20 protein-coding genes are annotated in these 26,955 nt (G+C 45.1%); 13 read left to right on the top strand and 7 right to left on the bottom strand.

The genetic code is table 25. The features are described from left to right. Positions 1–53 precede the first annotated feature (53 nt). From carB to WC882_03575, 4 genes are all read right to left on the bottom strand, one after another. The gene (gene carB, locus WC882_03590) at positions 54–3,260 is read right to left on the bottom strand and encodes a carbamoyl-phosphate synthase (glutamine-hydrolyzing) large subunit (GenBank protein MFA5842725.1); all 3,207 of its coding nucleotides are present in this window, start codon (positions 3,258–3,260) and stop codon (positions 54–56) included. A 35-nt stretch (positions 3,261–3,295) separates the two neighbouring features. Continuing rightward, positions 3,296–4,825, bottom strand: coding sequence for a YifB family Mg chelatase-like AAA ATPase (locus WC882_03585; GenBank protein ID MFA5842724.1), 1,530 nt, complete (start codon positions 4,823–4,825; stop codon positions 3,296–3,298). A 139-nt stretch (positions 4,826–4,964) separates the two neighbouring features. Next, positions 4,965–6,062 carry a hypothetical protein gene (locus tag WC882_03580; protein ID MFA5842723.1) on the bottom strand — a complete coding sequence of 366 codons (1,098 nt, stop codon included), beginning with the start codon at positions 6,060–6,062 and terminating at the stop codon, positions 4,965–4,967. A 13-nt stretch (positions 6,063–6,075) separates the two neighbouring features. Further along, positions 6,076–6,492 carry a YraN family protein gene (locus WC882_03575; protein ID MFA5842722.1) on the bottom strand — a complete coding sequence of 139 codons (417 nt, stop codon included), beginning with the start codon at positions 6,490–6,492 and terminating at the stop codon, positions 6,076–6,078. Positions 6,493–6,623: 131 nt separating this feature from the next. Between WC882_03575 and dnaB the strand changes: the two genes are divergently transcribed. From dnaB to WC882_03540, 7 genes are all read left to right on the top strand, one after another. After that, positions 6,624–8,003 carry a replicative DNA helicase gene (gene dnaB / locus WC882_03570; protein ID MFA5842721.1) on the top strand — a complete coding sequence of 460 codons (1,380 nt, stop codon included), beginning with the start codon at positions 6,624–6,626 and terminating at the stop codon, positions 8,001–8,003. A gap of 112 nt (positions 8,004–8,115) precedes the next feature. Continuing rightward, entirely contained in the window at positions 8,116–10,461 is a 2,346-nt protein-coding gene (lysS, locus tag WC882_03565) for a lysine--tRNA ligase (protein ID MFA5842720.1), read from the top strand. 190 nt (positions 10,462–10,651) lie between these two features. Continuing rightward, positions 10,652–11,992, top strand: coding sequence for an O-antigen ligase family protein (locus WC882_03560; GenBank protein ID MFA5842719.1), 1,341 nt, complete (start codon positions 10,652–10,654; stop codon positions 11,990–11,992). A 145-nt stretch (positions 11,993–12,137) separates the two neighbouring features. Continuing rightward, positions 12,138–13,892, top strand: coding sequence for a DUF4012 domain-containing protein (locus WC882_03555; protein ID MFA5842718.1), 1,755 nt, complete (start codon positions 12,138–12,140; stop codon positions 13,890–13,892). Positions 13,893–13,936: 44 nt separating this feature from the next. Continuing rightward, positions 13,937–15,742, top strand: a complete 1,806-nt coding sequence (gene guaA / locus WC882_03550) for a glutamine-hydrolyzing GMP synthase (GenBank protein MFA5842717.1) — start codon at positions 13,937–13,939, stop codon at positions 15,740–15,742. A 59-nt stretch (positions 15,743–15,801) separates the two neighbouring features. Next, on the top strand, positions 15,802–16,572 hold the full coding sequence (locus WC882_03545) for a helix-turn-helix domain-containing protein (GenBank protein MFA5842716.1): 771 nt from the start codon (positions 15,802–15,804) through the stop codon (positions 16,570–16,572). 165 nt (positions 16,573–16,737) lie between these two features. Further along, a complete protein-coding gene (locus tag WC882_03540) occupies positions 16,738–18,465 on the top strand; it encodes a hypothetical protein (GenBank protein ID MFA5842715.1) in 1,728 nt (575 codons plus the stop codon). Here WC882_03540 and WC882_03535 read toward each other — a convergent pair. Both WC882_03535 and murI read right to left on the bottom strand, forming a co-directional pair. Then, a complete protein-coding gene (locus tag WC882_03535) occupies positions 18,446–19,600 on the bottom strand; it encodes a phosphatase PAP2 family protein (GenBank protein MFA5842714.1) in 1,155 nt (384 codons plus the stop codon). The genes WC882_03540 and WC882_03535 overlap by 20 nt on opposite strands. A 120-nt stretch (positions 19,601–19,720) precedes the next feature. Further along, entirely contained in the window at positions 19,721–20,542 is an 822-nt protein-coding gene (gene murI / locus WC882_03530) for a glutamate racemase (protein ID MFA5842713.1), read from the bottom strand. A gap of 96 nt (positions 20,543–20,638) precedes the next feature. On the opposite strand from murI, the gene WC882_03525 reads away from it, so the two are divergent. The 4 genes from WC882_03525 (at position 20,639) to WC882_03510 (ending at position 24,472) form a co-directional block, all read left to right on the top strand. Further along, positions 20,639–21,397 carry an ion channel gene (locus tag WC882_03525; GenBank protein MFA5842712.1) on the top strand — a complete coding sequence of 253 codons (759 nt, stop codon included), beginning with the start codon at positions 20,639–20,641 and terminating at the stop codon, positions 21,395–21,397. A gap of 65 nt (positions 21,398–21,462) precedes the next feature. Next, positions 21,463–23,091: a hypothetical protein gene (locus tag WC882_03520; GenBank protein MFA5842711.1), complete on the top strand. Its 1,629-nt coding sequence runs from the start codon at positions 21,463–21,465 to the stop codon at positions 23,089–23,091. 32 nt (positions 23,092–23,123) lie between these two features. Next, on the top strand, positions 23,124–24,008 hold the full coding sequence (locus WC882_03515; GenBank protein MFA5842710.1) for a DUF881 domain-containing protein: 885 nt from the start codon (positions 23,124–23,126) through the stop codon (positions 24,006–24,008). Continuing rightward, on the top strand, positions 23,924–24,472 hold the full coding sequence (locus WC882_03510; GenBank protein MFA5842709.1) for a DUF881 domain-containing protein: 549 nt from the start codon (positions 23,924–23,926) through the stop codon (positions 24,470–24,472). The genes WC882_03515 and WC882_03510 overlap by 85 nt, the downstream gene beginning before the upstream one ends. Position 24,473: 1 nt before the next feature. Here WC882_03510 and WC882_03505 read toward each other — a convergent pair whose 3' ends face one another. Beyond that, on the bottom strand, positions 24,474–25,148 hold the full coding sequence (locus WC882_03505; protein MFA5842708.1) for a hypothetical protein: 675 nt from the start codon (positions 25,146–25,148) through the stop codon (positions 24,474–24,476). Between the two features lie 346 nt (positions 25,149–25,494). Between WC882_03505 and ybeY the strand changes: the two genes are divergently transcribed. Both ybeY and WC882_03495 read left to right on the top strand, forming a co-directional pair. Beyond that, positions 25,495–26,022: an rRNA maturation RNase YbeY gene (gene ybeY / locus WC882_03500; protein MFA5842707.1), complete on the top strand. Its 528-nt coding sequence runs from the start codon at positions 25,495–25,497 to the stop codon at positions 26,020–26,022. An 83-nt stretch (positions 26,023–26,105) separates the two neighbouring features. Continuing rightward, positions 26,106–26,885: a helix-turn-helix domain-containing protein gene (locus WC882_03495; GenBank protein ID MFA5842706.1), complete on the top strand. Its 780-nt coding sequence runs from the start codon at positions 26,106–26,108 to the stop codon at positions 26,883–26,885. Positions 26,886–26,955: the final 70 nt, after the last annotated feature.

Raw genomic sequence — 26,955 nt, 5'->3', positions numbered from 1 at the left:
ATAGAATCAAATCCACCGGGATTGTAGAGGAAAAGGGGAGGTCGGTAAATGGGTTATACATAACTCCCCCACGGCTCAATCGCAAGATCATCGAGGGTCTTGCGTTCCAGGCATTCCACCACGAGTTTGGCGATTTGGACATTGGTCACAAGCGGAATATTGAGGTCAATACTGCATCGGCGCATATGATACCCGGCTGAGGTTTCTTCGTGGCTGTATTTTTTGGGGATATTGATCACAAAATCGACCTTTCGTTTGGAAAGAATTTCTAAAATTCCGGGGGATTCTTTTTCTCCAATTTTATACACTTTGGTGTTGGGGATTTGGTTGTCATTCAGGAGTTGGCTTGTGCCGTGTGTGGCAAAAATTTTAAATCCTTGATCATGCAACGATTGGAGTGACGCCAATAAATCCGCTTTGTCTTCAATGCGGCCAATACTCACCAAAATATTTTTTTGCGGAAGACGAAATCCCACGGAAATCATGGCTTTTAAAAATGCTTCATGGAGATCTTTTCCAAAACAGGCCACCTCTCCGGTGGACGCCATTTCAACACTCAAAACCGGGTCTGCGCCTTTTAAACGAGAGAATGAAAATTGAGGCACTTTTACCCCCACATGATCCATGTCGAGCGTGTGATAAGTTTTGAGACGTTCTTTGAGGGTTTTTACTTTTCCAAACATGGCGCGCGTCGCGATTTCAATAAAATTGTGTCCCGTAACTTTAGAAGAAAAAGGAAAACTGCGACTCGCGCGAAGATTGCATTCAATCACTTTAATCGCATTATTTTTCGCTAAAAATTGGATATTAAACGGTCCGGTGATGTTGAGGTTTTTTGCAATGTCTTTAGTGATTTGTCGGATGCGTTTGATGGTCTCGAGGTATAGTTTTTGAGGAGGCAAAACAATAGTCGCATCTCCGGAATGAACTCCCGCATTTTCAATATGTTCCGCAATGGCCCAAATCACGAGCTCACCTTTATGTGCCACGGCATCGATTTCAATTTCCTTGGCGCCAAGCTCAAATTTACTGATCACCACCGGCGCTTCGGTGGAAATACGTGCGGCTTGTACAAGATAGTGCTCGAGTGTTTCGCGGTTGGGCGCCACGCGCATGGCAGCCCCGGAAAGCACGTACGAAGGACGCACCAGTACCGGATAACCCACGTCATCCGCAAACTCATACGCGGCTTGCACATCGGCAAAAGCGCGCCACTTGGGTTGGTCGATCGCCAACGTGTCGAGCATTTTTGAAAATTTATCGCGACTTTCGGCACGGTCAATATCGATCGGCGAAGTCCCAAAAACCGGCACTTTGACCCGATACAATTTCATCGCAAGATTGCTCGGGATTTGGCCGCCCATGGAAATCATCACGCCCTTGGGTTTTTCTTTTTCAACAATATCCAACACGCGTTCGAGTGAAAGTTCATCAAAATAAAGTTTGTCGCAAATGTCGTAATCCGTGGAAACGGTTTCCGGATTGTAGTTGAGCATGAGCGTTTCGTAGCCCTCCTTGGCACAAGTGCGAATCGCATTCACACAACACCAATCGAATTCGACCGATGACCCGATGCAGTATGCCCCGGAGCCCAACACCAAAGCTTTTTTCTTTTTGGAATGAAAATCGATGTCGTCTTTTTCGCCGTGATACGTGCAGTAAAGATAGTTGGTTTTGGCTGGATATTCCGCGGCAAGTGTGTCGATTTGGCGGACGCAAGGGCGAATATTAAATCCGGTTCGTAAAGCGCGCATCTCCATCTCGGTTTTTTGGCAAAGCGTTCCGAGTTGGTGGTCGGAAAAACCTGATTTTTTCGCAGTTAATAAAAGTTCTCGTGAGAGTTTTGGCGTTTTTTCAACCTCTTTGGAAACCTTCACGATCGTGGCTAGTTTTTCTAAAAACCAAAAATCAATGCCGGACAACGTGCTGATTTTTTGAGTGGACCAGCCTTGTCGTAATGCTTCGGCAATGGCCAACATGCGACGCGGTGTGGGTACACGAATCGCGCCCTCAATGTCTTTGTCTTTAAAGTCGAGTCCTTCATTCGCTACAAATCCATGAAGCCCAATTTGCAGCATGCGTAAGCCCTTTTGTATGACTTCCTCAAAGCTCCGTCCTAAGGCCATAATTTCTCCAACCGACTTCATTTCTGTTGTAATTTCTTTCGACACTTTACGGAATTTATCCAAATCCCAGCGCGGAATTTTAAGTGCGAGATAGTCGAGAGCAGGTTCAAAACACGCGGTAGTCGTCCCGGTCACGGAATTTTTTAGCTCAATGAGCGAATAACCCAATGCCAATTTTGCGGCCACATGTGCCAGCGGATAACCAGTGGCTTTGGAAGCAAGCGCGGAAGAACGCGATAAACGTGCATTCACTTCAATCACGGAATAGTCATCCGAATGCGGATCAAGCGCGTATTGAATGTTGCATTCCCCCACAATCCCGAGATGACGAATGGTCTTAATCGCGATTTCGCGAAGCATATGATAATCGTGATTGGAAAGCGTTTGAGACGGCGCCACCACAATGCTTTCGCCGGTGTGAATACCCATGGGGTCGATGTTTTCCATGTTGCAAACCGTGATGCAATTGTCGTAGGCGTCGCGAACCACTTCGTATTCGATTTCTTTCCACCCGCGCAGATTTTTTTCCACCAAAACTTGCGGACTGAACGCAAACGCAGACTCGAGCAAGGGCTTGAGGTCTTCTTCATTAAGCGCAAACCCGGACCCTTTTCCTCCGAGCGCAAACGCGGCGCGAATGATCACGGGATAACCGATTTTTTGGGCTGCTTTCAACGATTGTTCGATCGACATGCACGAAAAACTCGGTGCCACTTTTACGTCGATTTTTTTTAATTCTTGTTTGAATAATTCACGGTCTTCGGTTTTTTCAATCGCCGAAACCGGCGTGCCTAAAACCTGAATTTTATATTTTTTTAAAAGTCCGAGTCGCTCAAGTTCCAGTCCACAATTGAGTGCGGTTTGCCCTCCAAAACCGAGAAGCAACCCATCGGGCCGCTCTTTTTGAATCACTTTTTCCACAAACGTCGGATCCACGGGCAAAAAATAAACCGTATCCGCAAGGCCTTTTGAGGTTTGATTTGTGGCAATATTGGGGTTGATGAGCACGGTCCGAATCCCCTCTTCCTTCATCGCTTTAATGGCTTGCGACCCGGAATAATCGAACTCCCCGGCTTCCCCGATTTTAAGCGCACCGGAGCCAAGAATAAGTACTTTTTTGGGAAGTTTTTTCATATCTTAAGCGATTATAAACAAATCGCGGAGAAATGCTACGGATTTTCCTCTCTTTTTCGATACCCCAGCGCCTCCAAAAGATGCGGTTGCTGGATGAGTTCACTTTTCTCCATGTCCGCCAAGGTGCGGGCCACTTTCAACACGCGCGAATACCCGCGCGCAGAAAGAAAATGATGATCCACCGCGTCTTTTAAAAGTTCCAAACACGAGTCGTCGACTTCACAAAACTTTCGAAGTTGCGCCGGAGTCATAAGGCTGTTCAGCATGAGCGGATCTTGAAAACGTTTACGTTGGATTTTTCGCGCTTGAAGAATTTGGAGATAAAGTGTTCGACCATCCAGTGGTTGCTTGGATTGCATCTCTTCAAACGTGAGTCGCCGCATTTCTACAAACAAATCGATTCGATCGAGCAATGGGCCGGACAAGCGTTGCGAATAATGTTTGCGATCACTCGTTGAACATCGACATTTGCGTTGGTCGTCTCCCCAAAAACCACACGGACACGGATTCATAGCTGCGATAAAAATAAAATTGGAAGGGAAAGTCGCGGTGCCGGAGGAACGGGAAATGGTCACTTGTTTTTCTTCAAGCGGTTGGCGCAAAGTTTCAAGAACCGAGCGCTGGAATTCCGGGATCTCATCGAGGAAAAGCACGCCTCGATGTGCCAAAGAAATTTCCCCGGGACGAATGATAGAGCCCCCGCCCACCAGTGACACCACGGACGCGGTATGATGCACGGACCGAAACGGGCGATCCGTAATAATGGGGCGTTTGGGGGACAGCAATCCCGCAGCTGAATAAATTTTAGTGAGCTCAATACATTCTTCTTCGGAAAGCGGCGGAAGAAGAAGCGGCAAATGACGCGCGAGCAACGTTTTCCCGGCACCCGGAGGCCCGGACATTAGTAAATGATGCCCTCCGCTCGCACTGATCGCCAAACTGCGTAAGGCTAAATCACTCCCGCGAATATGAGAAAATAACGAAAGACCGAGCGGTAAATCTCCGTTCTTTTTTGTGAGTAATTCCTGAGACATTAGGAGCGGCTCAATGAGGGCTTCTTTTCTTAAATGTGAGATGAGCTGCGCCAAATTTTGAACCGGGAAAATCATAAGATCGGAAACCAAATGGGCTTCTTTGGCATCGATTTCCGGGACAAATAAAGCCTTAAAACCGCGTTCTTTGGCAAACAGCGCCGCTGCCAAAATTCCATTTGTATGTCGCACCGTGCCATCAAGCGCTAATTCGCCCATGAATAATGCGTCGCACGAGGATTCTCGCGGGATTTGCTCGGATTCAACCAATAAACCCACGGCAATCGGGAGATCAAAGGCGGGCCCACACTTTTTTGTGTCCGCAGGTGCCAAATTCACCACTTTTCGTTGTCGCGGGAACTCGGCTCCGCTGTTCATAAGCGCGGATCGCACGCGTTCTTTGGCTTCTTGTACGGCCGTATCTCCCAAGCCCACGACGGTGAACAGCGACAATCCTTGAAGAATGTCGACTTCAATTTCCACTTCATACGCTTCGATGCCCGACAGGGCGCAGGAATAAATTCGAGAAGGCATGGCCCAACGCTACCATGCGGCCCATGAACGTTTTATTAAAAAAAGATGAACAATGACAGGTTTCAACGCAATCTGTCACCATATAAATAAAAAGTTTCGCGAACGCGAAACACCTTATCCCCCCCCTCTGAGCATCTTATTACCTCACCACCTCATATGCCTTCACCCCATCCGTAAAATAAATTTTTGCAGTCGTTGCGTTCGAAGCATCCGAAACATAGACCATCCGTATATTGTCATAATTCAACCCTAAGGATTCGGGAGCTTTGTAAAGCGTGCGATAAATAGTGGTGTTTGGGTCGTATTCTCCGATAAAAAACACCGCATTTTGGTCCTCGGTCAAGTCGCCATTCAAGAGCGCTTTTAGAGCATCAAGCGGAGTGTCGTATGCCGCGCTTTCGAGGGCCTCAACGTTTTGTTGCGTGGCAAAAATAATTCGATTGGAATCATCCCAAATCACTTTTTCAAAACTCAATGAAAGAGGCAGTTCGGAGAGCGAAGGCTTATCCGTATCCACCAGCCAAAGACCCACTTCTCCATTGGTTGACACCGTTCGTACCAACACTAAATTGGGCAAAAAGCTCCATAAAGCATTTTCTACATTTTGGAGTGCTCCCACATACGTCCGTTGAGAGGTGAAATGATCCACAAGATAAAGCATATTCTCGGCTTGAGCACGATCCACCACCAAAGCACGATCCAACGATGCAGGAGCTGCAATGAGCGCATTCTCAAGCGGACGATCAAAATACGCCCACGTCACGGTTTCCTGAGTGGCTGGGTCCGTATAATCGAGACGTTGTTTTTTGTAAGTTTCATCCATAGCCAGAGAAAAACGGGCACTTAAATTCTCAATCTCGGGGAGAGAAATCATTCCCGTTTCATTCGCAGTCATTTCTGTTACCGTCGGGATAAATTCAAAAGTTGCGGTTAAGGGAGTTGTCCCGCCTCGTATGACATTAAAATCCGCAGTCATTTCAAAATAACCGTCTTTTTTAAGCGTTGCGGAGTAAAGCCCGGAGGGCAAAGAAACGGCACAAGAGTTCGTGGAACATTCAATCGTTTTCAATCCTTTGATCGGATTTCCTGTGATCGTAATCGTGTAGGATGGTTCTCCGGAAAATACGACCGTGCCTTTATTAAAGATCACAATCCAAAGAAACACAGCCACACACAATGCAACCGTAACCGTACCGATAAGTAAGGATTTTTGATGAAAATTCAAATTGAAATTCATGGGAGGGGGGGAGTTAAAGCTCGCTTCGCTGTGCTCAGTGAGTAACATCGCAAAGATGTTCCAAGGAAATCAATCTCCTTTCATCTCCGAAACGAGATGAAGAAAATTCCAACCCAATCACATCCAAGCGAAATTCACCTTTCCAATTATAGCGAGATAGGTACGCTTCCGCCACTGCAATCAATCGATGAATTTTTTGAAAATTCACGGCCTCCACCGCATCTCCAAACAGGGGAGACGCGCGCGCTTTCACTTCCACGAAAACCAGAGTTCGTCCTTTTTGCGCGATCAAATCAACTTCTCCGATTCGCACACGAAAGTGCAATTTTAAGATGCGATACCCGCAGGCAACCAGATAATGGGCCGCTAAATTTTCCCCCAAATCACCAAAGCGTTGGCGAAAATCATTCTTTTGGATGGTGTTTTCCATGCCCTCATATTACGCGCCACAAGATGACCTTTTTATTAAAAAAAGATGAACAAAAATGCCCTTCTCAATTCGTCTGACTTGTGCAAAACTGAGAACCCCTAATCCCGCATCCCCAATTTAGAATTTTCCACATGGACCCCCTCGCAACCGTTCCCCCTCACAGCCTTGAAGCTGAAAAATCCGTTCTCGGATCTCTTTTGATCGACAAGGATGCCATCATTCGCATCGCCGACATGCTTCGCCATGAGGATTTTTATTATGAGCAAAACGCGATGATTTATCGTGCGGTTCTTGAGCTTTTCCACAAACGTAGCCCTATCGATCTTATCACTCTCGCAAATCATCTTGAAGAAAAAGAGGAATTGGAAAAAATTGGCGGTCGTTCTTATCTCGCCGAACTCACGCACACGGTCATCACTTCCACGCACGTCATCCAATACGCGACCATTGTTCAGCAAAAATCAATTTTACGAAAACTCATCAAGGCCGGACACACCATTGCGGGCCTCGGGTTTGAAGAAACTCAAGAGATTGATTCCCTCCTGGAAGAAGCGGAAAAATCTCTTTTCAATATTTCTCAAAATTTTCTCAAAGATAAATTTGTTCATATCAAAGATGTTCTCGCCGTAACTTACGAGCGCATCGCCGATCTTCACGACGCCAAAGGTAAAGAAAAATACCGTGGGATCCCATGCGGTTTTCGCAGTTTGGATAATTTGTTGTCCGGGTTGCAACGCTCGGATCTTGTGATCGTGGCGGCTCGTCCGGCCATGGGTAAAACCAGTTTTGCCTTGAATATTGCACAAAACGTGGCCAAGGCCGGCAAAAGTGTGGGCGTAATTTCTCTTGAAATGTCCAAAGAACAACTGGTGGAACGCCTTTTCTGCTCGTTGCTTTCCGTGGATTCATGGAAGCTTCGCACCGGCAAACTCGACGAGGAAGATTTCGCACGCATCGGTTCCATCATGGATGAACTCAATTCCGCCAAAATTTTCATCGACGACTCGGTGAGCGGATCCATCATGGAGCTCAGAGCCAAAGCCCGCCGCCTTCAAATGGAACACGGCCTCGATTTGCTCATCATCGACTACCTCCAACTCATGAGTATTTCCGGTGTGGGAGGGAGCATCACCAATCGTGTTCAGGAAATTTCGGAAATTTCACGTTCTCTCAAAACCCTGGCTCGCGAATTGAATGTCCCGATCATCGCCTTGTCGCAGTTGTCTCGTGCTGTGGAAAATCGTCCCAGCAAGATCCCGCAATTGTCGGATTTGAGAGAATCCGGAAGCATCGAACAAGATTCCGATGTGGTTCTCATGCTTTATCGCGAAGATTATTATGAAGAAGACACCGAGCGCGCCGGCCTCACGGATGTGTTCATTCGCAAACACCGCAACGGCCCGACCGGCCGCGTGGAACTTATGTTCAAAAAGGAACAAATGCGTTTTTATGACATCGATCGCGCCCATGAATCCGAAGAAATGATGGAAGGAGTGCCCATGGAACGATAACAATTCACTTCATATTCAGCTCATTCTGCTCTAGAATTCGCTTTGTGTTTTACTGAGTCTTTTTTACGCATTTCAATTTAAAATTTAAAATTCATCATTTAAAATTTCCTTCATGTCTTTTTGGGTCGACGAGATTGCTGAACAAATCGCTCAAGCCTTTCCGGATAAAAAAGAAATCCTGATTCGAGATGAAAAAACCGCTTCCGGACGCGTGCATGTGGGCTCGCTTCGCGGCGTGGTTTTACATGGCGTACTTGCCGAAGCGCTGAATCAAATGGGGAGAAAAGCCACGTTTTTTTATGAAATCAATGACGCAGATCCCATGGATGGGCTTCCGGTTTATCTGGATCAGGACGCCTACCGTCCCTATATGGGCAAACCCCTCAAGGATGTCCCGGCTCCGGATGAACTCGGACGGCCAACAGGTGAAGCAACCCCGGAGCACAATTTTGCACAAACTTGGGGCGATGAATTTATTGGAGTGATTCACAATCTCGGATTCAATGAGAAAAATTATACGAAATTGGTGTCGGCAAGTGAAATCTACAAATCCGGTCGCTACAACGAATGGATTGAAAAAGTCTGCGCGCACCCGGACAAAATACGTGAAATTTACAAACGCATCAGCGGTTCGGAAAAGGCCGAAGAATGGTTCCCTCTCCAAATTGTGTGTGAAAAATGCGGAAAAGTCGGGTGCACCACGGTCGTTGGTTTTGATGGGAAGGAAGCCACATATCGATGCGAAAAAGATAAAGTAAAATGGGCTCAAGGATGTGGGTACGAAGGCAAAGTGGCGCCATGGGATGGTCGAGGAAAGCTTCCATGGAAAGTGGAATGGGCGGTCAAATGGGCCAGCATGCCCGTAGATGTCGAAGCCGCAGGCAAAGACCACAATGCCGCAGGCGGATCCCATGATGTGGCTGAAGCGATTTGCCAAGAAGTGCTTGGAGCTAAAGTCCCCTTCAATGTCCCCTATGAATTCATTTTATTTGGCGGTGCCAAAATGAGCGCCTCCAAGGGTTTGGGCGCCACAGCAAAAGCGGTTTCAGCCATGATTCCCCCCGAGTTATTGCGCTTTTTGATGGTGCGATCACGACCCAATCAGCCCATTGATTTCAATATGGATGGCGACACCATCGCACGGTTATACGACAATCACGACGAATGTGCGGAAATTTATTTTGGGGGGAAAGAAGGAAATTCAGACCTGGGTCGAGCGTTTCATTTCGCACAACTCGATTCAAAAAAAGTTGAGAAACGATTCTTGCCGCGGTTTTCGCGCCTGGCTTTTATTGTGCAAATTCCGCATTTGGATGTGATGAAAGAAGTGGAACAATTGAAAGGGAATCCCTTGCACGAGGCAGATCGTGAAGAGGCCTTGGAGCGCAGTGAATACGCAAAAATGTGGCTTAAGGAATTCGCCGGAGATAGTGCTCGATTTGAAATCCAACAAGCCATGCCGGACTTGGCGCACGATTTGAGTGAGGATCAAAAACAATTTTTAAAGGAAATTGTGGCGGTTTTGCGTGGCAATGCCGTCCTTAAAGGAGAAGCCCTTCACACCGCCATTCACGAACTCCGAAAAGCTTCAACGCTCGAGGCACGTGACGCATTTGGGGCGATTTACAAAACCTTGCTCGGAAAAGAATCCGGCCCGCAGGCGGGTTGGTTTTTGGAGGCCCTGGATCGATCTTTTGTGATTCAGCGTTTTGAAAATGCCGCTGCACTCCCACCGCGCGTCAAAGTGGAAGTTATGGATTTAAAAACCCAATATATTATTTTGACCAAAGAAGTGCGTGAACGATTTCCGGAAATCAAAGTCGGTTGTGGGATTTTAAAAGGCGTAAAAATCGCTAAAAATCATCCGGATTTGGAAAAATTAAGAGAGGAATTATGGAAAGGACTCGATTTTAAAACCCTCAAAAACAAGTCCCCAAAACTCCAAGCCTTCAATGATATTTATCGCGGTTTTGGCGTAAAACCTTCAAACAACAAACCTGCCCCAGTGGCTTTAATGAGCCGTTTGGCAGCGGGAAAGGTTTTGCCCAACATCAACGTGGCCGTGGACATCGCGAACATGATTTCCGTCAAATATCAGCTCGCTACCGCGCTGTTAAACGTCGATCAATGCACTCTTCCCCTTTCGCTCGATTTCGCAAAAGGCGGAGAAAAATTCCAAGGCATTGGCGATGAACGTAGCGCCCCGATCATGCCTGGTGAATTGTGTTGGTTCGACGCCACGGACTACACCGTGACTCGCGACTGGAATTATCGCGACTGCGAAAAAACAAAAGTTACTGAAAAAACGGTAAACCTTTTCTTGGATGTCGATGGAAACGACGCAAGCTCCATGGAAGAGGTCGAAGCTTGTCTCGTCGAGCTCGAAACCCTGCTCAAAAAATATTGTGGCGGCACGATGAGCGAGAGGGTTATTGTGGAAGCTAAGGTCAATTCGTAATATTATTAAGGAAGCTTTAAGGGCGGGGAGATTTTCCGTCGAGGTAATTCTCGCAGCCCTTGGGCCCCTCGTAAAACGAGGGAAAAGGGCGAGAGTATAGGAGGGCGTTCGTCATTTCAGACGAACGAACCTCCGGTACCTCGATGGGAAGTACTCCCCGCCTGTAACCAGCCAGCTTAAAGACTTCTCTATGTGGAAATTCCTCCAAAGAAACGGCTACGTACTCCTAAAATGGATGATTTATTTGGGCCCGCTCGCGTTGCTCGCGGGGCTCATCGATTACCGTTTCCATAATTATTTTTGGGGCGCGTTAAATGTTTTGCGACCGATTCAGCCGATTCACATGTTTGATTTTTGGAGTGCGCTCGATTTTTATTACGTCGCGCTCGTGGTACTTTATGGCATCAATGCCCTGTTTTTACGCACCGTTGGCTTCACTAAAAAGCGAGAATGGATTTTTCTGCCGATCATTTTAGTTTTTGCCGGGGTGGCAGTGGCTGCGCATTTTTTCGCGCCCGTTGAACCTCAAATCAAAACGTTTTGGTGGCAAATTGCGATCAATTATTTTGCTCCGATTGCGTTTTTTGGCATCCTGATCACATCTTTGCGTACCGAAAAATCCATCCAAGCTTTTAAAAAATATTTACTCCTCACTTTTTCCATTTTTGGAATGGTGTGTTTATTTGAATATTTCACCGATATTTTTCCCGGAGACAATGTGAATTTCCTGGGAAGTTTCGAATGGCCCTACATCGATCCCTTCTTTGATCTAAAAGCTGAAAGTGCGAATTGGCTGGCGTATCTTTTTACTCCCATGATGTTGCTCTCGGCCATTGAATTTCATGCTCAATTCAAGGCCGATGGCTTGAAATTTAAGATTAAAAATATTCCTTATATTTTGTCTTTTATAATTTGCGGAACCATTCTTTTCCTTACCAAATCCTACACAGGGATGGGTATTGCGTTTGCCTTACTCGCCTATTTTGTATTTATAAATTTGCCGCGCCGCAAAAAAATCATCGCCCTAATTTTATTGGTTCTTTTGGGTGCCGTAGGCGTTGCCACACAATACAAAACCCCTAAATTCCAAATTCTTCTCGGCCATTATAAGATAGAAAATTCACTGGAAAGACGTTTGCAAATTTACGAATTCAACGCAAATGCCATCACCGAACGACTCGTGGAAGGAATTGGGCCCGGCAATTATCAGAGCTATTTCCGCCGTCACATGCTCGAGTTCATTGGCACCTCAATCCCGGAGGCGGAGCTCCCTCCGCACCCTCACAATTTGTTGATTTATTTTTGGAGCGAACTCGGAATTTTTGGATTTTTAGCCTTATTTTTTATCTATCTCCGAACCCTGTGGGGCATTTTTATCGAACATTTAAGAAATCCATATTTCTTAATTCTTGCCTATCCTCTTGGTCATGGGTTGTTGGATACACCGTACGGTTTGGAGGAGATATCTTTGCTGTTTTGGATGATCATTGGGTTGGTGATTTTAGAGACCCATCGTCAGCGCTTGTCATAAGGGGACTATGACACTCACTTCGTGGAGATGAAATGCGGGGAGCGCACTTCGCTGCGCTCCGTGCGTGGTGTCTGGTCGTGGTGAGCTTGTCGAACCACACATTCAAGATTAAGCTTCTTTATGAAATCACCCTAAGAATTTTCCAATGTTCTCCGCTCGTTATCTTTTCCGCCAAGCCAAACACACTTTTTGGCCCGTCTCCCATTGGTCCAAATGGAAAGTGATTTTGCATATTTTTGCAGCCACGGTTTTATTTGTCCTGTTGTGGTTTGTGTCTGCCTTGGGCGCCTTGCGAACTTTTATGCCCAATATGTTTCAACTCATGGGTTGGCCCGGGACGGACCGAACCTATCTTGTGCTTTTTCAAAATAATGCCGAACTCCAACCCACCGGCGGTCGCATTAAAGCGTATGCGTTGATTGAATTTAAGAATGGATTCCCTTCGGAAATTACCTTTGAGGATGCTTATGATCCTTTATCCGAAGCCTCCACTCCCCTCACCGGTCTTCCATCTGAAAATGCAGCTCCGGGTGTTTATTTTGATCTCACTGCCACTCCGGATTTTCCCGAGCTCACCACTCAAATTTTAAATCGATTTTATGAAAAATATCCAGACACCACAGTCGACGGCGTGATCGCGATCAACTTTTCCGTGTTGGAAGATATTGTGAAATTGTATGAACCCATTCGCGTGGATCGTTACACCCTTACGCACGATAATTTATTCGAAACTCTTGAAAATGCGGTGTCTGACATTGATCGGCACAATGAAGAAGCGTTGGCAAAACGAAAAGACGTGATCAACGAATTCGCTCGAGTGATGACCAAAAAAATGGTTTTACAATTTTGGCGTTGGCGCAGTTTGAGTGAAGTTATGACGCGCAATTTGAATCAAAAAGAAATTTTAGCAACGTTTGAAAATGAGTCTTTGGCAGAAAAAGTGCGCGGTCTCAATTGGGATGGAAATTTTCAGCCTGTTTCCCCTGAGTTTATCGGGAATTTTTTAGCCATTCGAATCACCAACGACGACGGCATGAAATCCGATCGTTACATCACGCGTGAAGTTGAATACACGATCGATCTTGAAAAAAACGAAGCTGCGCTGGAAGTTACGCTCACGCATTACGGCGACTACAATCCCCCGCTTTCAGGATCGTACAAGGGTTTTCTGGATGTGTATGTGCCAAAGGGGGTCACGCTTGATCAGAACGAAACACCGAGTGTGACAGTCGAAGAAGTAGAGACAGTCCTCGATGCAACCTTGGAGCCTCCCGCCTCATCGGTTGAGCTTTTTGACGAAGTAAATTACGTTCGTTTAAGAGATACCATCGAGTTAATACCCAGAAAGAGTCAGATTTTTACCTATTCATTTCAACTTAATCCGAAATGGTTGGCGCAAAATCCATTGTCATTGCTTCTCATCAAGCAGCCCGGCACGGACAAAGATCCCTATCGTGTGACGTTTAAGGCTCCCATGGGGCAAAGCCTTGAGGGGATTGATTTTGAGGCGCATGAAAATGTGGCATTTTTTGAAGGAAATTTATCGGAAGACAAAACCCTCGAACTCATGTTGTTGCCGGATGAATCCGGGCCGCGTTTGTTTTGGCATGAAATGAGTGGCGGTACGAGCATTGAATTGATTTTTGCCGAGCCCGTGGACGTGGAAAGCGCGCAAGACCCGGCCAATTACGAAGTACGAGATTTGAATCTGGTTATGCTCAGCGTGACCGATTCTCCCGAGATTGATTTTGTGACTGTGGAAGGTGGAAATGTGCGTTTGTATTTAAAGGGCGTGACAGTGCAAGTCGGCGAATATTATCAGGTTTTAATGCGCAACATTCAGGATTTGAACGGCAATTACATCACGCCTAATCCGAGGACCGTGACGGTGGTGCAGTAATTTTCCCCCTTCAAACTCTCCGAATTTTCCTTTAAAGTAGAGGCATGGACACCCTCGCTATCCTCGATTTCGGCAGTCAATACGCGCACCTCATTGCAGACCGCATCCGTCGGCTCAAGGTGCATTCCGAGATTTTCCCTGCGGATGTACCCCCGGAAAAGCTCAAATCCATGAAGGGAATCATTCTTTCCGGTGGTCCGCAAAGCGTTCATGCCGAGGGTGGGCTCAAGTGTGATCCTGCGATTTTTGACCTCAACATTCCGGTGCTCGGGATTTGTTATGGCCATCAAGTCATGAATCACCTTTTAGGGGGACGCGTTCAAACGGGAAAAGTCGGAGAATATGGGAAAGCCACCCTTCACGTGCACGATTTAAACAATCCGCTTACCCAAGGTCTCGACGCCGAGGAGCCGGTTTGGATGAGTCATTTTGATGAAGTGGTTGCCATTCCCGAGACCGCAAAAGCGCTCGCCTCGACCGACGATGGCCAATATCCGATGGTGGATTTCGGAAAGAATCGATGGAGTATTCAGTTTCACGCCGAGGTGACGCACACGCCGCACGGCATGAAAATCCTCGATAATTTTTTGAATATTTGCGAAGCCAAGCGCGAGTGGAGCATGGATCGATTTTTAGAGTTAAAAATCAAGGAAATTCAAGCGCAAGCGCGTGGCAAAAAAGTGTTTTTGTTGATCAGTGGCGGAGTGGATTCGACCGTCACGTTTTTGTTATTAGAAAAAGCCCTGGGCAACGATCGCGTGTACGGTTTATTTGTGGATCACGGCCTCATGCGCAAGGACGAGGGCGCGAGTGTGAAGCAATTATTGGAGAAAATCGGAGTGAAAAATTTACGCGTTTATGAGGGCGCTAACGAGTTTATTGGGGCGTTGAAGGAAGCTTACGATCCCGAAGTTAAACGCCGCATCATTGGCGATAAATTTCTTGAAGTGCAACGCCATGTGACCAAAGAATTGGGTTTAAATCCCGACGAATGGCTTTTGGGCCAAGGCACAATTTACCCGGACACCATCGAAAGCGGAGGCACCAAACACGCGGACAAAATAAAAACCCATCACAATCGCGTTCCGGAAATTGAAGAACTCATTCGCCAAGGCCGCGTGATCGAACCGGTTAAGGATTTATACAAAGATGAAGTGCGTGAAGTCGGTGAAAAACTCGGGTTGAGTCCGGACATGGTGTGGCGTCATCCGTTCCCGGGCCCGGGGTTGGGGGTGCGATGTTTGTGTGTGAAAGAGCCCTCTCCGCTCGCAAATGCCGAAAAATTGGAGCAGGAAATCGATGCATTTTTAGTGAAAAATAGCACCCCTCTTCTAGCCAAAATTTTGCCGGTAAAAAGCGTGGGGGTCCAGGGCGATGTCCGGTCCTACCGTCATCCGGTCGTGTTGTCCGGACAAGCGGAATGGTCGCAGCTGGAAGCCATTTCTCCGATGCTCACCAACCGCTTCCTGGATCTGAATCGCGTGCTTTTGTTTTTGGGTCAAGGTCGAGTAGACACTGTCCGGTCACTTCCTAATTTCATCACCAAAGAGCGCCTTGCGGTATTGCAAGAAGCCGACGCAATCGTAAATCAAATGCTTTTTGAAAAAAATCTTTTGCGCGACATTTGGCAATTTCCGGTCGTCCTGCTTCCCCTCGAAATCAACGAACGCCCCGGCGAGACGATTGTGCTCCGCCCCGTGTCTTCCACTGAGGCCATGACTGCGAATTTTTATCCCATGGACAAGACTCTCCTCCACGATTTAACTCAAAAAATTCAAGCCTTACCCGGCATTTCCGCGGTTTTATACGACATTACAAACAAACCGCCAGGAACCATCGAATGGGAATAGCTTGACTTAAAATAAGATATATTGTAAATTAATATCCTTTTATTTCCCAGGAATTTTTCATGGATATTAACCTTCATCTCCACCGTTTACTCGCAAAAGCCGGATTAAAAACCGAAGAAGTTTTGTTGTATTCCTACATCCTCGAGCATAAGGGGTGTTCGATTATGGATGCAATAAAGGCCTGCGGTATCCCAAAAACCACGACTTATCGCGCGTTTGAATCTTTGAAAAACAAGAGTCTCATTCAATCGAATACAACGTCATGGAAAAATAATCTTCAAGCCTTATCACTCGAAAATTTAATAAAAAAACTAGAAAACGATCAGAAAAACACACGTCGTCTCATCCATGAATTAAAAGTTTTGAATTCTGTAAAAACCATCTCAAAAGACCCTTTGTCTGTGCCTCAAATCGAAGTATTTAAGGGCGAAAAAGCCTTTGAAAAATATCTGGATCTTTCGGGCATGGACTGGCAATCAAATTTTTCGTTTGGGAATTGGGAAGACTTAAACCAAGACGGAAATTTGATCCCCGTGGAAAAGAAATTCATCAAAAATAGACTTAAAAACGGAGGCAACGCCTATTCATATATCATGAAAGGAGGGCCTTGTACTTGCGAAATAACGGACTACGACAAATTTGAAAATCGAATTTCGAAGACCGCCAATCATCGAGATTATCAACCCATATGGATCAATGCTTTTGAGGGAAATAATTTGGTGTATCTCTGGAGGAAAACCGAAGACCGCCGACAAACCGAAGGCACATTGATCGACTCAAAAACCGTGGCGGATTTTTATAAAGATTATATTTTTTCATTGTTGGTTTAGTCACGAAGCGTAGCGAAGTGACTTTGAGTAGCGATTGAATTTTAATCACTGTTGAATTTTTAGTAATTCGCTGAATTCAGCCTTATCTTTTCCCAAACCTTGGGAATGTTTTTGTCGCTATTTTAAGATTAGCGTTTTTTATTTTGGCCTAAAAACAGGGGCGTTATGAATCGACGAGATTTATTTTTATGCAAAGATGAAGCCATGATTTCATCTATTTCTTGCCATTTATGCGGTTCGCCTTTTGCGCTCTGCGAAGCGGAAATAAAGGCTTATAAAAAATTTGATATTCCCGCCCCAAACACGTGTTCGGAGTGCCGACATCAACGGCATTTGATCTTTCGAAACGAACGAAAACTTTTCAATAACGTGAGTTGCCTCTCCGGCAAACCCCTCATTTCCACGTATCCAAAATCCAGCCCTTTTAAAATTATCGACCAAGACGAATGGTGGTCCGATGCTTTTGATGCCACAACCTATGGTCGAGATTTTGACTTCAATAAGCCCTTTTTTGAGCAATTCAAGGCTTTGCAGCGCGACGTTCCCCGCTGGGCGCGCATGTTTGTGAATTGCGAGAACAGCGATTACACCAACAACAGTGTGGGTTTGAAAAACTGTTATTTAACCTTTTCATCGTACAACAGCGAGCATCTTTATTACTGCATGAGAGTCATGTCTTCTCACCATTGCGTGGATTGTTTGAATGTGCGAAACAGCGAATTTTGTTCGGAATGCGTGGAATGTAAAAACGGCTATAATCTCCATTTTTCTCAGATGTGCGAAGACTGCAGTGAAAGTTTTTATTTATACGATTGCAAAAATTGCCACCATTGTTTGTTGTCCGCGCAACTTCGAAATAAAAGTTACATGATTTTAAACAAGCAATACACCAAAGAGGAATACGAAAAATCCAAAGCCTTTTTTCTTGAAAAACTGGGGCGAGATCAAGAACGTTTTGTTCAATCTTTTGAGGCGCTCAAGCAAAATGTTTTTTATAAAAATTTGCGGCTCAGAAATACGGAAAATTCAACCGGTGATTTCATCAATGATTCCAAAAATATAGTGAATGGATTTTACGTGACCGAATGCGAAGATTGCACCCATGTTTACGACTGCCATAAGGATAAAGATTGCTGTGACAACATGGCGAATGAAAAGTCCGAATTGGCTCTCGAATGCGACACCGCGTACGAATTGTACAACGCCAAATTTTGTTCCTACACCGTGACGGCTCGAGATGTGGCGTATTTGGATCAATGCATTCAAGTCAAAAATTGTTTTGGCTCCGTCGGGCTTAAACAAAAACAATATGTGATTTTGAATAAGCAATATTCCAAAGAAGAGTACGAAAAATTATTGCCGAAAATCAATGAATATATGCGAAAAACCGGAGACTATGGGAAGCCATTTCCAAGGACTTTATCTTCGTATCCTTACAACGTTAGCGTGGCGCAATTCGACCATCCTTTAACAAAAGAAGCGGCTTTGAAACAAGGGTATAGGTGGCATGACGAAGAAGAAATGACAGGCAAAAAATTTAAAATTATTCCGCAAGAATTGGAGTTTTATAAAAAATTCAGATTGCCGATTCCACAAATTTCTCCGGATGAGCGTTATGCAAAACGCGCCGCCTTACAACCTCCAAAACAGCTATTGGATGCGAAATGTACCGTGTGCCACAACTCGATTAAAACTGTTTACCCGTCGAATTTAGGCGCAAAAATTGTTTGCGAAAAATGTTATCTGGGAAAAGTCTATTGAGGTGCTCGGGAAGGAAGAATTTTTGTTCACATGGGAGTCGGACACTCGGATCATGATTCTCGTGTCCTCTTCCTTGAAAATGTTTACAAAAATTTTCCTCTCCCGAGCGCCCTTACATGATCATCGTCATAATCCCTCCCGCCACCACCGGGATAAGTAAATTGTCGTCAATTTCGATGAAGATTCTAAGATCCAATGTTTCCACAAACATGGCGCCAAGACTCGCGATCAAAGCCACGTGAAGGGGCACAAAAAAGAAAGATCCCAATGTTGCGGCCGCAACCCCAACCAAAACGCCATCAATGGTTTTTTTGCGATTGTACGGGAGCTTTACTTCTCCAAAATACCGTCCAAAAATATTCGTAATCGAATCTCCTAATGCCAAAATAACAACCGCGGCCACGGCAATGTTTTTCTCAAAAAAATAAACCGCTAAAAAGGAGCCCACGACCATAAAAAACAATCCTCTCCCCGGAAACGCTTTCATATGATGCGGTCGCTCAAAATAATTTAAAATCGGAGTCACGAACGGTAATGAAATAAAGCGTTGGACGAGACATAACACCGCGCCAATTCCGCACCCCAACAACATTAAATTCACATTCAATAAATCAATATAAATCAAAAATGCGAGCGTCAATCCGGATAAAGCATGAATCCATTGCCTCCTTACTTCAAACCGATCTACGAAATGTTTGCTCACCCATTCAGCAAATGAAAACCGATCTTCCAGATAGAAAAGCCCTTGCCCGATCGCATACCCAAGCCCTGCGCCGGCCAGCACATCGCTCACATAATGCACGCCAATGTACACGCGGGAGAAGGCCACCAAGGTGGCAAAAATGATCCATAAAAATCGATAAGGTCGCAAATTTCCTTTTTGAAAAAACGGCAAAGCGGCAAAAATAAAAGTGGCATGCATGCTCGGGAAAGAAAAAACCGTAGAAATTTCGAGCGGCGAAGTGGCCCAAGTTTCGTACGGCCGAGGAGTCATGAAAATCATTTTTAATAAAAAACTTGCCTCAAGCGCAGTTGCGAATGCCAGTGAAATCAGGATGAATTGTTTGCGTAAATGTTTTTCAAACAACGCGACCATGAATAAAATAATCCCAAACAAGAGTCCAAAATCACTCAGGAAAATCATGAAAGGATCAAGCCAAACAAGCCGATGTTCTTGAACCCAAAACAAAAGGTCGTGATCATAAAAAAACGCCCCAAAAATGAGGGAAAGCCAAGAGAGAACAATGAGCCAAGTGCGGAATTTCATGGGGAAGGAATTTTATGGAGGGCAGGACACCCCTCCTCGTCACATGTCGAATTTTTTCGCACTCCTTCGGAGGCTTAAAAATTCTCCTAAATGTTCCTCGGAAAGGTGCCCTGCCCTTCCTTATAAAACAATTTTATCCACTTTTTGCATCGCCTGACCCAAAAATCGCGCCCCAAATTCTTGAAATCGCTCGGATTCTCCGGTCGTAAAATAGAGTCGTTTTTCTTTGCCTTTTACGCTCTTTTTAAGAAGCTTTTCAATCTCGGGATGACGCGCAAGATAATCCATTAAGCTCTCCGCCACCGTGGCACCGGTGTTAAGGACATTTACATTTTTTCCCATAATACGAGCAAAATCGCGTTGCATAAGCGGATAATGCGTACACCCCAAAATGAGCGTGTCTAAATTGCACGTTTTTAACGAAATCAAATATTTTTTTAAAATCATGCGCGCTTCAGGTTTATCCTGCCATCCTTCTTCAATCAGCGGCACCAACAATGGGCATGCTTTTTGGTGAATTTTAAGATTGGGTCGAAGTTTTTTGAATTCATGCACATACGCTTCGGAATCCACGGTTGCCCGTGTTCCCACCACTCCCACGCGCCCGGTTTTTGAAATTTCAGCCACTTTTTCCGCCAACGGAAAAATTACGCCCAGTATTTTTTTATCCGTAACTTCAGGGGCTCTCAAATAATCTTCTTGCAAGGTTCGAAGCGCCACCGCAGAAACGGTATTGCACGCCACTAGAATGAGCCGGCACCCTTTCCCAAATAAAAAATCAACCGCCTCTCGAGAAAATTGCAAAATCGCCTCAGGCGAATGCTCGCCATACGGCGCTCGCGCATTGTCCCCCAGATAAAGATACTCATATTGCGGCAACTTTTTTAAAAGTTCCTTGAGTACCGTCAACCCGCCGAAGCCGGAATCAAAAACACCAATCATGATTGGATTATACCTAATCTGAAAGGTCCGTACCAGAAGGTTGTTTTAATCTTAAAAATATGGTAAAATAACAAGAGTAAATTTACGCTTATTGTTATGGAATTCCAAGATGCGGTCAAATTCATTGAAGGACACTCGGCTTACGACCGTTTTGATAAGATCAAAAACGTGTTCAAAAAACGGTTGAAAGAGGTGGAAAAAACCGACTACGTGGAACGCGGAATTTGTTATTATTATTTACTCCGCATCGTGTTGAACCCGAGTCTTATGTACGACACGGATGAGTGCCGCGAGTATTTGGGAAAAATGGATGAAGCGTTTAAGGCCCAACTCAAGGAATACAAAAAAAATGATAAAAAATTTGCCAAGGATGAAATGGAAGATTTTTTTAGACTGATGGAACGGAGTTATTCTTCGTTGGAAGTGATTTTTAGAAATAAGAATTTTTATGAAGAAGAATGGACCGTAAGTGAATGTAAAATGAAGTATCGAAAGCACCGTTATTGGTTTAAAAAAGAAATTTTTCAATGGCTTGGATATTCAATTTTGGAAACCACCTCGATGTATGGACACAGTTTTGTGCGATGGGGATTCACGGCCGCGGGGTTCGCTTTGTTCATGTCCACGATGTATTGGCTTCTCGATCATAGGATCACGGATCCGTCCATGCGCCTCATCCAGGAAAACGCGCACTGGTACGATTACATTTATTTTTCAATTGTGACCGCAACCACGCTCGGCTTGGGAGACATTGTGCCGCAAACCGTTATGGGGAAAGTTTGTGTTTCCGTGGAAGTCTTTTTCGGCTTCACTATGTTGGGAGTTTTTGTGAATCTGATTCAGAAGAGGATCTAGGAAATTTGACAGAGTTAAAATCCGGGGCTATAAAAATAGCCTAAAACGTTTAACGAAAGCCAAAAATGGTACTGACGGACGGAGGAGGATTCGGTCCCGTGGGGAATGGTTCTTTTAGAAGAATATTGCCTGCTGTCAGTGTGCGAGGAGACGATCACGATAGTGCCGTCGAATGTCCAAACAGGGAAGCTGAAGCGGGGGAAAAGATAGCGACTATTCTTGCCCCTAGGGAAGAGGCTGAGCCCAACATCCATAATCCTTCACACACTGATTCATCCCCAGCACAATGGATGGACGAAATAAAAACTCTTGTCGAATCCGTTGTGACCCAATGGAGTCGGGTCCATCCTGGATTTTTTGTTGAACCTGGGCAGTTTGATGGGATGGCTTGTTTATACATAAATTACAGAGAACCTAGTGGGCAAGGAGTCAATTGGCACTGCGCCTGCATCCCCACAACCATCAATCATTCGTATTATATTTTTGAATTGGGTCAAAATCTGCAAGGGCGTTACCGGACAAACCATCGAGCTTCTTGGCTTGCAGCTGACGAAGAAATCCGGGCACAATTAAGGCCGGTGTGCCAAGCCATTGAAACATTTTTAGTGGAAGAATCTAAGAGAAGGGACGCTCCAGGAGAAGATGTAAAAGATAAAGAAAGAGAGCGTTTCAGGCCAGACTATACGCGATCTCCATTGGCAGAAAATCCCGTTGTCGCAGATACATGTATTTTCCCGGATGGAGTAAATCCGCACGAATTAGAAATTGATGATTTGAAGCGTTATCTAGGGGCCGCTTTTAAGGTTTTTAGACTCCAATTTTTCGAAAAATATGAGACGGACGGGTACGATATTTTGAATGAAAATAGATCGGGTAACCTAATATTAGCTCTTAGATGGGGATCAAAGAACTCCTCGTACCTGGAAACCACGTGTGCAAGTATTCAAAAAACCCAAAAAAATCCTGAGTGTTGGGAAATTACGACTGCAATTCCTGTTGGGGCCAGGAAAGACTGGGGCCCCTTTTTCGAAGCAGTAAAAGCCGAGTTTGACTTTGCTCAAAGGGCCTCCATTGGAGAGCGAATGGTAGATACAGCAACTCCAGCTTATTTTAAGCCCGGAGAAGATTTGCAGAACATACCCCCAGAGGTCCTACTTGTCTGTTTAAACGAGGCACTCGGGGAGGATTTAAGGGAGAAGAGATATCATTTTAAAGACACCTCAGACTCGGCGGGGAGAAGGACAGCAATCTCCGAGGATCCAAGTTTGCCGGAGCAAATAGAAGCTTTGTGGCTTTTACAAAACGTCGCCGGGAGTAAGCCACATCATTATGGTTACGTAAACTTACGTTCAGAAGATGAAAGAAGCGGAAGGAGATGGTATGCAATGGGTTCACCTAGCACATCCTTTAGTGCATCTGGCCTATCCTTTAAAGAAATAGGTCCGTTCATTAAGCAGCTCACGGCTGCATTAGATTCTTCTCCCAAAAAAGCAGGACAAAGAGCGAGTGCAACTGCATCGCCCGAGGCGCCGAGGCCCACTGTATCAGTTGAAAATATTTCCCTGGATCCAGGTAAACTGCAAACAATATCAATAACATCCTCTGCCCCGAAACCCGCCGATCCTGCAACTCCCCATAAAAAGCAAACAATGAGTAAAGAGGCATTTCTGAGGAGTTTATCGCGCGGGAGGTAGTTAAAATTTTTTTTTTCATTATAATCGGGGCAGTGAAAAAAATATCCCCCAGTACAGACGTCCCTTTTTTTATCGCTGGAGCCTTGATCGGCGCGTTGTTGATTTTTCAGTTGAAAAGCGCGGTCCAACCCGAGAGTTCGTACCCGCTCGACGAATATGAATTTCAAAAATCACTCGTCGAATCCTTTGTGCAAGACCAAGAAGAATTACAAAAGAGCCTCACGGAACTTCAAGCTCAAGTGGATGAAGCGGAAGCTAAAATGGCGACCTATAGCTCTGCGGATTCCGATTATTTTAAAACCCTACAAGTCGGTCTCGGCCTCACAGAACTCACGGGAAGTGGGGTTGAAATTATCCTCGAAGACAGTTCCACCATTTCACGCGATGATTGGGTTGTGGATTCCAACAGTTTGGTTCATGCCTCGGATTTGCGCGACTTGGTCAACCTTTTAAGAACTTTTCCAATCACCGGATTGTCGATCAATGATCAACGCATCGTGGCCTCCACTCCGATCACCAGTGCCGGGAACACGATCCTGATCAACAATTTTAATGTCGCGCCTCCGTTCAAAATCCAAGTCGTAATCGATCTCCCGGATCTTGTTTTGCAAAAATTAAGCAGCGAAAACGATTTGCCCGCGCTCTACACCCGCGTGGCAAAATACGGCATTCAATTCAAATTCAAAAAAAATGAAAGCCTTACCCTCCCCGCCTACATCGGCGGATATTCCACTCAATTCATAACCGCCATCGCCGAATGAAAATGAAATTTAAAATTTCACTTAAATGGATTTTGGCGCTGGTCGGAATGGTGGCCGGCATTTTTATCGCCATGCAAGTGCGATCGTACGCGGAAGTCGAGGACCGAATCCGCGACACGGACGCCGGGGACATTTTTCATGAAATCTATGCTCTAAAAACGGCTAATGAAAGCCTAAAAGATGAAATTTCTGCTTTAGAGGCTCGCTTGGAACAGTATTCCACGCAAACTTCCGGCTACGCCACAATGAACGCGGAAATCGAAAAAAACGAGATTTTGCTCGGCTATAAGCCAATCCAAGGACCTGGGGTTCAAATCACGGTTAACGCGGGATTGGGCTTGGAAGAATTCGTGGATACCACCAATGAATTGTGGGCCGCCGGCGCCGAGGCCGTGGTTGTGAATGGCATTCGACTCATTGACGCGACCGATGGATTTTACACCATCAACGACATGGTGCTTTTAAACGGCGAAGTTCTTGCGCCCCCCTACACGTTCAATGCGTTTGGCGACGCCACCGTATTGTGGGAAATTTTAAATCAACCGGGCGGAGTCATTTCGCGGTTTGAAAATACGTATCCGGATGGAGAAATTTCGGTTCAAACAAAAGAAAACCTCTAAATTAAGCGAATCTCAAGAGCCCCCAGAAAATCACATGCAGGGCCAAAAGTCCATACACCAGCGAAATATAGATGTTTTTGTTGAGGCGCTCCCCTTCAAAAAGGCGTTTGCTTTGGCTGAGCTTGCGGCTCGCCTCTTCGAGAGATTCACGATATTTGCGGTCCATGAGTTGGAGTTGGTCTTTTTGTTTTTTGAATTCAACCATAGGGATCATGCTTTTTACTTGAGCCTCCAATTGGCCAACGCGATAGTGCGCGCCCTCGAGGCGCTTGATTTGTTCATCATTACGCTCTTTAAGCTCGTCATAGAGGCCTTTGTAAATGTAAACCGGACTCAATGCCGTGTCGTACGCGTGCTCATGCGCAGAGAGCTCTAAAAGCGGTTGCTTGAGGCCTCCTACACCAAAGGCATTGTAAGCCTGTCCGGTCATTTGTTCTTGTCCGGACAAGGCCACATTTTGAGATTCACTCAGCTCCTCGGAATCGGTTGTGGGCGTCATTTGGCCATAGTTTTTTTTGTAATATTCCTCAAAAGAATTTTTAGAAATCCACACATTTCGGCCCGAGTGTTTGACGTTAAAATAGTTGCGCCGGATGTAACGATCCAGGGTTCGGATGGAGATGTTAAGTTTTTCAGATACTTCCTCGCGCGTGAGAGTGAAATCTTGAGGGCTCATAGGGGTGGAGATTAGGGGTTAGACCTGTTATCTACTGGCTGTCCGGTCACTACTAGACAATTTATTGCGGTTGTCCGGACATGTGTCCGGACAGATTTTAACCTGGAATAAGGTCTGTGTCCGGACAGTTGACCGGACATGTCTATAGACAACAGTAGACACTGTCCGGACAGTTGTCTAGACAAAAAAATGGTAAAATTCGAGAAATATTGTATGAAAAATGCAATTTGGGCGTGAGCGTAGCGAAACGACTTCCCATTCTGTATTTATGGCGGAAGCAATGGTAAGATTATGCCCGGGCACATTTTTTACATTAATTTTTGGCTTAAATAAGGCATTTCTACTTATGCTTTCTCTTCTTTTTACCAACACCACAAAAACGCCTTACACAGAGAAGTTATTTCTCCTTTTGCTCCGTTCTGCTGAAAAAAAACTTCCAGCCATTCCGGAACAGGAAGTGGAATTGGTGCTTTTAAATGATCGAGAAATTCAAAAACTCAACCACGAATGGAGGGGATTGAATAAGCCGACCGACGTTCTTTCGTTCGCCAACCGAGAAGTAGGGGAGGAGATGAACGCACCGAGCCTCCCTAGGGAGGAATCCATATCTATTGGGGACGCTTCAGCTGCATCAGGTTTAGCTAGAGCCGAAGCCGCGGTGATTGAGGGGGGGCCGATAGTCTCTTCTCTGGGCCAAATTTTCATCTCCATTCCCACCGCACGCCGCAACGCAAAAACCATGAAACAATCTCTCGAAGAGGAGCTCCAATTTTTATTTGTGCACGGATTGCTTCATTTGTTGGGTTTTGACCACCAAACACCGGAGCAAGAAAAAGAGATGCTGAAGTACGCATATAAGATTTTAGGAAGATAGTCCTGAAGCGTCGCATAGCGGTGAAATACTGGGGGGATGTTCGAACGATGATATGAATGACCCCTTGCTTTTTTTGAGAAAAAATGGCTAAATTCATCCCTATGTTGATCTACAAAAAATTAAAAAAACTCTTATTTGACGCAGGCTTAAGCGAAGCTGAAATATTTTTATATCTCGAGCTTTTAAAAAACCCTGCGCAAACAATATATGAGCTCACCAATAGAACAAAATTACCACGAAGCACGGTGTATTATGCATTTTCCAGATTAGAAGGTTTGAAATTAGTCGAAAACAATAAAGAGGGCATTCGAGCCTTATCATTAAAATCTCTTGTTGCCGAATTAGCCACAAAAGAAAGAAAATTCAGAAAAACAGCTCATAAAATCAAACAAATAGCACCCTTTTTAAGGGCTCCAAGAGAATCCATTCAAGAATTCGAAACCTTTTACACTCCGGAACAAATAATAGAAGCGTATTTTTTTATGGCAGAAGTCCCTTATGATACCAATTTCGATTTTGGTGATTTTGAAAGCTTTATCAACGCAATAGGCCCCGTAGATCTGGCGTTTAAATTTCGGGAAAAAAGAGCCAAACACGCAAAACATCACGCGATTTGTACCACATTCGGCCCAAAACTTGCACAATTTTGTAACAAACAAGATCTGGAAAGATATAAGAACCGCTTTGATGTGTTTAAACAAATGGATTTTTGTAACAAATGGATTATTTTTTCAGACACGAGCGAATACGTACTTTTCAATGATGTATCAGATCCGGAATACCCGTGCTCACTCTTGGTTAAATCAAAACCCCTCGCAGAAATACAACGGATGCAATTCAATCATTTTTCCAACCAGCTTTAGATCGATTAGTAGATTAGAATCGAGCTCAAAAAGACAAAATTAGACACGAATTCATGAGGAATTAAAGTTA

It is taken from the genome of Candidatus Gracilibacteria bacterium, from assembly GCA_041658685.1.
Lineage (GTDB): Bacteria > Patescibacteriota > Gracilibacteria > UBA1369 > UBA12473 > JBAZZS01.
This window is presented reverse-complemented; position numbering and strand designations above follow the sequence as displayed.